Origin of the sequence: Shewanella hafniensis (assembly GCF_019655335.1) — a bacterium.
GTDB lineage: Bacteria > Pseudomonadota > Gammaproteobacteria > Enterobacterales > Shewanellaceae > Shewanella > Shewanella hafniensis.
Genome location: NZ_BPFD01000062.1, coordinates 22,044 through 28,788 on the forward strand (window position 1 = coordinate 22,044; position 6,745 = coordinate 28,788).

Annotated in this window: 6 protein-coding genes; 5 read left to right on the forward strand and 1 reads right to left on the reverse strand. The window is 48.9% G+C overall.

What is annotated here, in order from left to right:
• Positions 1-75: 75 nt before the first annotated feature.
• The 4 genes from K5Q99_RS16255 (at position 76) to K5Q99_RS16270 (ending at position 4,075) form a co-directional block, all read left to right on the forward strand.
• Positions 76-813, forward strand: coding sequence for a sulfite exporter TauE/SafE family protein (locus K5Q99_RS16255; RefSeq protein ID WP_220777435.1), 738 nt, complete (start codon positions 76-78; stop codon positions 811-813).
• A gap of 136 nt (positions 814-949) precedes the next feature.
• Positions 950-1,414 (forward strand): NlpC/P60 family protein, encoded by a 465-nt coding sequence (locus K5Q99_RS16260; RefSeq protein ID WP_220777436.1) that lies wholly within the window; start codon positions 950-952, stop codon positions 1,412-1,414.
• 73 nt (positions 1,415-1,487) lie between these two features.
• On the forward strand, positions 1,488-2,951 hold the full coding sequence (locus tag K5Q99_RS16265) for an MFS transporter (RefSeq protein WP_220777437.1): 1,464 nt from the start codon (positions 1,488-1,490) through the stop codon (positions 2,949-2,951).
• 92 nt (positions 2,952-3,043) lie between these two features.
• Positions 3,044-4,075: a LacI family DNA-binding transcriptional regulator gene (locus tag K5Q99_RS16270; RefSeq protein ID WP_011848244.1), complete on the forward strand. Its 1,032-nt coding sequence runs from the start codon at positions 3,044-3,046 to the stop codon at positions 4,073-4,075.
• Between the two features lie 114 nt (positions 4,076-4,189).
• Here the strand turns inward: K5Q99_RS16270 and gtfA are convergent, their stop codons facing one another.
• Positions 4,190-5,668 carry a sucrose phosphorylase gene (gtfA, locus tag K5Q99_RS16275; protein ID WP_220777438.1) on the reverse strand — a complete coding sequence of 493 codons (1,479 nt, stop codon included), beginning with the start codon at positions 5,666-5,668 and terminating at the stop codon, positions 4,190-4,192.
• Positions 5,669-5,928: 260 nt separating this feature from the next.
• On the opposite strand from gtfA, the gene K5Q99_RS16280 reads away from it, so the two are divergent.
• The coding region (locus K5Q99_RS16280) for an MFS transporter (RefSeq protein ID WP_220777439.1) at positions 5,929-6,745 on the forward strand (817 nt) is incomplete at its 3' end.

The following is a 6,745-nucleotide window of genomic DNA, read 5'->3' on the forward strand; positions in this document are numbered from 1 at the left end:
TGCGGATTTTTTACTTTTTTATCACCTCAACAACAGGTAACTTGATAGCCATAAGGCGTTATTCAGGATGTGTTGATGTTAACGGACCCTCTTTTTTGGTTGGTGGCGATACCCGCAGTATTGATTACGGGGATTTCTAAATCCGGTTTTGCGGGTGGCGTGGGCGGCTTAACTGTCCCGCTATTGGCGCTGGCCATTAGCCCTGCTACAGCGGCGGCAGTCATGTTACCACTGCTGATTTATATGGATTTTTTAAGCGTACGTTCTTGGTGGGGGCAACATAATTCGCGTCATTTATGGATATTACTGCCCGCGGCGATAGTGGGTATTTTTATCGCTTATCTGTTGTTTGATAGGTTGAATGAAGAATATTTACGGGCGATTTTAGGCTGTGTGTCCCTCGGTTTTGGTTTGTATGGTTTGATTCTGGGGGATAAAACCCAAGCATCACCTTCACCTCTGGTTGGACGCTTGTGTGGCTTAACTGCGGGATTTACTAGCTTTGTTGCCCATGCAGGCGGGCCGCCACTCAACGCTTATTTGTTGCCGCTGCGCTTGGCTAAGGCGGAGTTTTTAGCCACGGCAGTGGTGTTTTTTGCTGTGGTGAATCTGGTCAAGCTTGTCCCCTACAGTTTGCTTGGGCAGATTAACCAAGAGAATATTTTAGTTTCTCTGCTACTGGTGCCGCTGGCATGGTTAGGGGTAAAGCTAGGTTTGTTTATTCAAGATAAAATTAACGACAGGTTATTTAAACGCATCATCTTGATTTTAATGGTGCTGGTGGGCGTGCGTTTATTGTGGACGGCGTTATAGTTTTAAGCTTTGGGTTAGATTAGTCTGCTAGAGTGCGCGGGTGTTGGGGTGTTTTGATCCCCAGCCGCCCTGAATTTACCTGATAAAAACTCAAAATTACGTTACTGTGAAATCTGCCTGCAATGAGTTTGAAGCTATGAAACGATTACTGATAGTTATCTTAGCCTTAGGCCTTGGCGCTTGTGCGAGCGCGCCAGAACCTAAGCCTGTGGTAAAGCAAGTTGAACCTGTCTCGGTTTGGAACGATAGCAATATCTCCGAACTGCATTCTGAGTGGCGCGGTGTGCCCTATCGTTTAGGTGGTGGCACTAAGCGGGGCATAGATTGCTCGGCCTTTGTGTCGGTTGCCTATCAGAAGATGTTGGGTATGACGCTGCCGCGCACGGTTGAAGAACAGCAAGCCCTAGGGAAACCTGTGCCGCGAAATCAACTGCGCAAGGGCGACTTGGTATTTTTCAAGACAGGTTGGAGCACGCACCATGTCGGCATTTATGTGGGCGACGATAATTTTCTCCATGTTTCCACTAGCCAAGGGGTGAAGATTTCGAGCCTGCATAACAGTTATTGGGCGTCTAAGTATTGGAATGCAAGGCGAATTTAGCACATCTTCTTTATGCACTTTCTTTTATGCGCTTTCTTTTATGTACTTGGGCTGATGAGTTAGCGGAGACAATATGTCCTTAGGGCCTGCGTTATCCCAGAGTGACCCTTTACCGACTTCTGTTTTTCTCGCCATTTTCTCGGCCGTATTCTTGCCCATGTTTTTGGCGGCGGTCGATCAAACCTTACTCGCCACGGCGACGCCTGCCATAGTTGAAGATCTTGGCGGCCTGCGCCAAGCTTCGTGGATCACTATCGGTTATATGCTGGCAATGGCCGCTTCTGTGCCGATTTATGGCTGGTTAGGGGATAACTTCGGTCGCGCGAAAATCCTGATGATCGCCATAGTAATTTTTGCGCTGGGCTCCATCGTTTCGGCGAGTGCGGGCACTATGGATCATATGATCGCCGGACGTATCTTGCAGGGCATGGGCGGTGGCGGCTTGATGAGTTTGTCTCAATCCTTGATTGGTGAGTTAGTCCCCATTCGGCAGTGGGCGCGTTTCCAAGGCTATTTTGCCGCCATGTTTACCCTCGCCAGTGTCGGTGGCCCTGTCATTGGCGGTTTTGTGGTGCACGCTTATTCGTGGCATTGGCTATTTTGGGCAAATATTCCACTAGCCATGCTGGCGGTATGGCGACTTAACGGTTTGCATAAGCGCAGCGTTAAACCCGTACGCCAAGGCAAGTTTGATTTAGTGGGCGTGGTCTTGTTTCCAACCATTATCACCGCACTCTTATATTGGTTATCTGTGGCGGGACAAGAGTTTGCTTGGCTTTCTGCGACCAGCTTAGGCTTTGCCGTTTTTGTGGTGTTAGGCATTTTAGGCTTGTTATTGTGGGAACGGCGATTGGCGAGCCCGTTTCTACCGCTCGATTTACTGGCGAAGAAGGCCGTGTATATGCCATTACTGACGGCGGCGCTGTTTGCGGCCTGTTTGTTTGCGATGATTTTCTTCCTGCCGATTTATCTGCAGGTGGGCTTACACACCAATCCCGCCAAAACCGGTTTGCTGCTCTTGCCTATGACCTTCGGTATTGTCACTGGCTCGACAATAGCTGGGCGACTGTTAAGCAAAGATGTCGCGCCTAAGTGGTTGCCGACCTTTGGTATGGGTTTAGCTTTTATTGGCTTGTTATTGATTAGCTTTGTGCCGCCTAATGCCAATGTGATCGGCGGCTTAGGTGTGTTGGTCGGAATAGGATTAGGTACTGTGATGCCGAGTGTGCAGCTTGTGGTGCAGAGCGTGTCGGGCAAGGCGCGACTCAGCCAGATCACGGCCATGGTGTCGCTGTGCCGTTCTATGGGCGCCGCTATTGGTACTGCGCTGTTTAGTGTGCTGCTTTATAGTCTGTTACCACTCACGGGTTCTGAACTTGGCATCGCTGCGATTAAAACATTGCCGACAGAGGTGGTGCATCACGCCTTCCAATATGGATTTATGGCCGCCGCGGGTGTGGCATTGTGTGCCGCGATAGTCGGTTTTCTATCTCCTGCGACGGCATTAAAAGATCACGATAGCGAAACTGCGCATTAAGCCTAGATTTGCAGGTGCACGACCCATTTAAGCCGTGTACTATTTGCGCTGAGCCGTATTTTTGTGGCCTTATTCGATTCCAGGACATAAGCATGACAACAACAAAACACTGGACCCTAAAGAGCATAGCCAACGAGTTGGGTGTCTCTAATGCCACAGTATCGAACGCGTTTAATCGCCCCGACCAACTATCGGAAAAACGTCGTAACGACATTTTGGCCGCCTGCACTAAGCTTGGGTATTTCGGGCCAAATAAAGCGGCTCAATCCCTACGTAAGGGCAAGTTCGATACTGTCGCCTTGGTGCTGTCGGACAGCGTGGAATACATGGTGTCCGATCCCGTCGCCAGTAAATTTATGAAGGGTGTGGCTTCGGTATTGGAGCAAGAAAAACTCAATTTGCTGCTGTTTTCGGGCAGCTCAGACAGCGTGAATGCGGTGGCCGACTTTGTGGATGGCTTTATTTGTTATGGTCGCCCGCGCAATGCCCTGTTGGCCGAGCAATTAAAGCAGGTAAAGAAAAAGGTCGTCACGGTCGATTTTGATATCCACCGCAATGCATCTGTGAGCATAGACAATAAGTTAGCTGCCTATGAAGTGGCGAAACTGGCATTGCAGTCGCCCGCGGACAATGTGGCCATTTTGGGGCTACGTTTGCTCGATACCCACTTAACTTGCCGTGTGTATGATTTGAATTTGTTAGAAATCGACACCTCTGTTGCCCATCAAAGATTACAGGGTTACTTGCAAGCGATTGAAGAAGTGGGCGTTGTACTGGGGCAGGACCGCATTTGGAATATCCCCGAGAGCAATGCCGACTATGCGGCGATAGCGGCAAAAGAAGCGTTGAATTCGACTCCACGGCCGAATGTATTTTTATGCATGAGTGACTTAATCGCCTTGAGTGTGCTCGGTGAGGCGCAGGCCATGGGGCTGAGTGTTCCTGAAGATGTGCGAGTAGTGGGCTTTGATGGTATAGATGAAGGCACACGTTCAAATCCGCCGTTAACGACCGTCTATCAATACTCTGAGCAGAAGGGCCGCAAAGCGGCGCAAATGTTTGTTAGTGACGCCGTGCATGCGGAAGTCTTGGGCTATGAATTACGTCTCGGTAAGAGCTGCTAATCGCTACATCTTTTAACTAAAAAAGGCGCAATGAATGCGCCTTTTTGCTATCTCAAAACTATGCCGCTTAGCTTGAACTTAAACCCAAGCTCAAGCCCGAACAGGAACGCAAGCTTATGCTTGAGCCAGCAGTCTTGATAACGACACTTGTGTCTCTTTACCTTGCTTATCTAAAAGGATGATTTGGCCATCTTTATTGGCAAAGTCGAGGGTGAGACTCGCCTGAGCCTCGGCCGCTGTCCAAGATAAGGTTAACGTGCGTTCTGCTGATGCCATCGTAAATCGGCCATCGAAGGCTGGGCTGCTATTACGCAGTTTAATCAGTTTAGTCAGCGCCTTAACGACAGGTTTCTGCATGGCTTGCTGCACTTTTTCACGGTTCAAGTAAGGGCGATTGATATCGCGACCGACATGGGTTTTGTTGAGCAGATCCATATCGTTTGGAATAGCCAGCAGACCCGCGTAGTACACCTGCGGAATACCGGGTGCGAAAAACTGAATCGCCCGCGCCATCAAATAATCTAAGTCATTCTGGCCGAGGGCATCGTAATAGGTGCAGTTGATTTGATACAAATCGACGTTGCTGGCGGCCGCGCCTGTGGCTTGTAGACTCTCGCCCTTACTGTTGCCATGTATGGTTTCAACCAGATTATCGATTTGATTTTCGGTCAATAATCCGCGCAAGCCATCCATAGGGCCGACGTCGATAATGCCGATGCCGTCGTGGGTGTCGAGTACGGTAATGCAGTTGCGCGGCGCCATTTCCAGCCAATGGGTCAAAGCTTGGCAATCTTGGCTAAATAGCGTGTGCAGGATGAGCGGTGGCAGGGCGAAGTCGTACACCATGTCGACCCGTTTGGCGATCTCGACCTGAGTCATGTGGTGCGAATGGATTTCGGCTAGGGTTGTCATGCCTAACTCATTGGCTTGCTTAGCTAACTTATCCACGAACTCGAAGGACTCTTCAATCATAAAGCAGCTAGTGCCGGGCTTTTTAATTGCATAACCCGCAGCATCTAAGCGGATCAGATTCACTTTACTGTGGTCGAAACGCGCCAGCACTCGGTTTAAATAATCTTTACCCGCGGCGGAATGAACGTCTATATCGATTTGATTGCGGGTAAAGGTGGTCCAAAACTCTTCGGTCGAGCCATCGGCTAAGGTGTAAGTGCTAAAACAACTGCCCGGACGCGGACGATAGATAGCGGCTTGATCTTGCTCGCTTAATCCCTCAGGAAATACCTTGTCTTTGGTTAAAAACAAATCCCAGTAAGCCGATTGTTTGCCGTGCTTGAGCACGTCTTTAAATTCTGGCGATTCGGCGGACATGTGGTTAACGATAAGGTCGGCCATGATGTCGTAGTCGTCACCAATGCGTTTAACGTCATCCCAATTGCCTAAGCGTGAATCGACTTGCACATGGTCTATCGGATCGAAGCCCGCATCGCTGCCGTCAATGGGGAAATAGAAAGGCAAAAGATGTACGCCGCCGAATAGACCTTGCAACTCGTCATCGAGTAGCGCTTTGAGCTCCTTGAGCCCGGCATGGGTAATTCTGTCGACATAGGTGATCAGTTGCACTTGGTTTTTCATACTTTGCCCACGCTTGAGTTGTCTTTTTAGAGTAAAGGTTTATGGCAATCGTTAATTGATTGCACAACTAAACTTAATCGATTAAGTTGTATATTTAACCAATATGAAACATTATTCAAGTGGTTTGTTGGATTTTTGAGTTAGTCTCAAGTTTTGGGGGAGGCTGGCTCACTGCTGTACACAAAAGCCGAAACCCTTTCAGCATGCGGTTACTGAGCAGCTGAGAGTGAGTAGGTATAATAACGATAAGGTGAAATGGTATGGTAAGTGATTCAAAAGGTTGCGATAACCGCAATCACACCCGTATTCGGGTACTCACATATTTAATGTTTTTCATGTTCGCTATGACCTCAGATGCCGTGGGCGTCATTATTCCTGAGTTGATATCCCAGTTTGGTTTGTCCATGTCGCAGGCCAGTGCTTTCCATTATATGCCGATGATTTTTATCGCAATGAGTGGATTATTTTTAGGCTTCTTGGCGGATAAGATTGGGCGTAAGTTAACCATTCTATTGGGGTTATTATTATTCGCGCTCGCCTGTTTTATGTTCGCACTGGGGGAATCGTTTTACTATTTCTTGTTCCTACTCGCCTTTGTCGGCACGGCGATTGGCGTCTTTAAAACCGGCGCACTCGGGCTTATCGGCGATATCTCGACTTCCTCAAAACAGCATTCGAGCACTATGAATACGGTAGAGGGCTACTTTGGTGTCGGCGCCATGATAGGGCCGGCCATCGTCAGTTATTTACTGATCAGCGGCGTCTCTTGGAAGTATCTGTATTTTGGGGCGGGTTGCTTCTGTTTAGTGCTGTGTTGGTTAGCTTATCGGGCGGATTATCCGCAAATCAAACGTTCCTCGACGGATGCCATTAACCTTGCCAGCACCTTTAAGATGATGAAAAACCTTTATGCATTAGGGTTCTCGCTCGCGATAGGTTTATATGTTGCCACCGAAGTGGCGATTTACGTGTGGATGCCGACCTTGCTGCAAAGCTATCAAGGTGATTACACCACCTTGGCCGCTTATGCCCTGACGATCTTCTTTACCCTGCGTGCGGGTGGGCGCTTTTTAGGGG